This window comes from Nocardia sp. CC227C (assembly GCF_030767025.1).
In the GTDB taxonomy this organism is placed as follows: Bacteria; Actinomycetota; Actinomycetes; order Mycobacteriales; family Mycobacteriaceae; genus Nocardia.
In genome coordinates, this window is record NZ_JASITE010000041.1 from 1 (window position 1) to 1,734 (window position 1,734).

The 1,734-nt window shown below is 69.1% G+C and carries 1 protein-coding gene; it reads right to left on the minus strand.

The features are described from left to right. On the minus strand, nt 1-1,734 hold a 1,734-nt coding region (acs, locus tag QMO76_RS35170), incomplete at both ends, for an acetate--CoA ligase (RefSeq protein WP_306365696.1).

Here is a 1,734-nt window from a genome sequence, read left to right on the forward strand (position 1 = left end):
GGGTCCACCAGGGTGGAGGTGTCGCCGAGTTCGCGGCCCTCGGCGACGTCGCGCAGCAGGCGGCGCATGATCTTGCCGGAGCGGGTCTTGGGCAGTTCGGGCACGACGTGGATCTCGCGGGGTTTGGCGATGGGGGAGATCTCGCGGGAGACGGTGGTTGTGAGTTCGGTGATGAGGTCTGCGCCGGTGTCGGTGGCTTCGGCGGTGAGGATGACGAAGGCGACGATGCCTTGGCCGGTGGTGGCGTCGGAGGCCCCGACGACGGCGGCTTCGGCGACATCGGCGTGGGCGACGAGGGCGGATTCGACCTCGGCGGTGGAGATGCGGTGGCCGGAGACGTTCATGACGTCGTCGACGCGGCCCAGGACCCACAGGTCGCCGTCGGTGTCGAGTTTCGCGCCGTCCCCGGCGAAGTACCAGCCCTGGTCGCGGTAGCGGGCCCAGTAGGTGTCGCGGTAGCGCTCGTCGTCGCCCCAGATGCCGCGCAGCATGGACGGCCAGGGTTGGTCGAGGACCAGGTAGCCGTTGGCTTCGGTGTCGCCGAGTTGGACGGGTTTGCCGTCCTCGTCGACGACTGTGGCCGAGATGCCGGGCAGGGGTCGCATGGCCGCGCCGGGTTTGGTGGTGGTGACGCCGGGCAGCGGGGAGATCATGATGGCGCCGGTTTCGGTCTGCCACCAGGTGTCGACGATGGGGGTGGTGTTGCCGCCGATGACCTCGCGGTACCAGCGCCAGGCTTCGGGGTTGATGGGTTCGCCGACCGAGCCGAGCAGTCGCAGGGAGCTCAGGTTGTGGGCGTCGGGGATGTCGCGGCCCCACTTCATGAAGGTGCGCACCAGGGTGGGGGCGGTGTAGTAGATGGAGACGCCGTACTTCTCGACGATCTGCCAGTGGCGGTGCTCGTCGGGGAAGTTCGGGGTGCCCTCGTAGACGACCTGGGTGGCGCGGTTGGACAGCGGTCCGTAGACGATGTAGGAGTGTCCGGTGACCCAGCCGATGTCGGCGGTGCACCAGTACACGTCCTGGCCGGGTTTGTGGTCGAAGACGTAGTGGTGGGTGTAGGAGGCTTGGGTGAGGTAGCCGCCGCTGGTGTGCAGGATGCCCTTGGGTTTTCCGGTGGTGCCGGAGGTGTAGAGGATGAACAGGGGGTGTTCGGCGTCGAAGGGCTGCGCTTCGTGTTCGGGGGAGGCGTGGGTGACGGTGTCGTGCCACCACAGGTCGCGGTCCGCGGTCCAGGGGACGTCGATGCCGGTGCGGCGGACGACGAGGACGTGTTCGACGCTGGCCGCGCCGCCGTCGGCGGCGAGGGCTTCGTCCACGGCGGCCTTGAGGGGGGCGGCGGTGCCGCGTCGCCACTGGCCGTCGGTGGTGATCACCAGTTTGGCGGCGGCGTCGTCGACGCGGGAACGCAGGGCGGTGGGGGAGAAGCCCGCGAACACCACCGAGTGGGTCAGTCCCAGGCGGGCGCAGGCCAGCATGGACACGATGGCCTCGGGCACCATCGGCATGTAGATGGCCACCCGGTCCCCGGCCCGCAGTCCGAGTTCGGTCAGATAGTTGGCCGCGCGTGACACCTCCGCCAGCAGCTGGGCGTAGGTGATGTCGCGGGAGTCGCCGGGCTCGCCCTCCCAGTGGATGGCGACCTGCTCCCCGTGTCCGGTGTGCACGTGCCGGTCCACGCAGTTGTAGGCGACGTTCAGCGTGCCATCGACGAACCACTTCGCGAACGGCGCG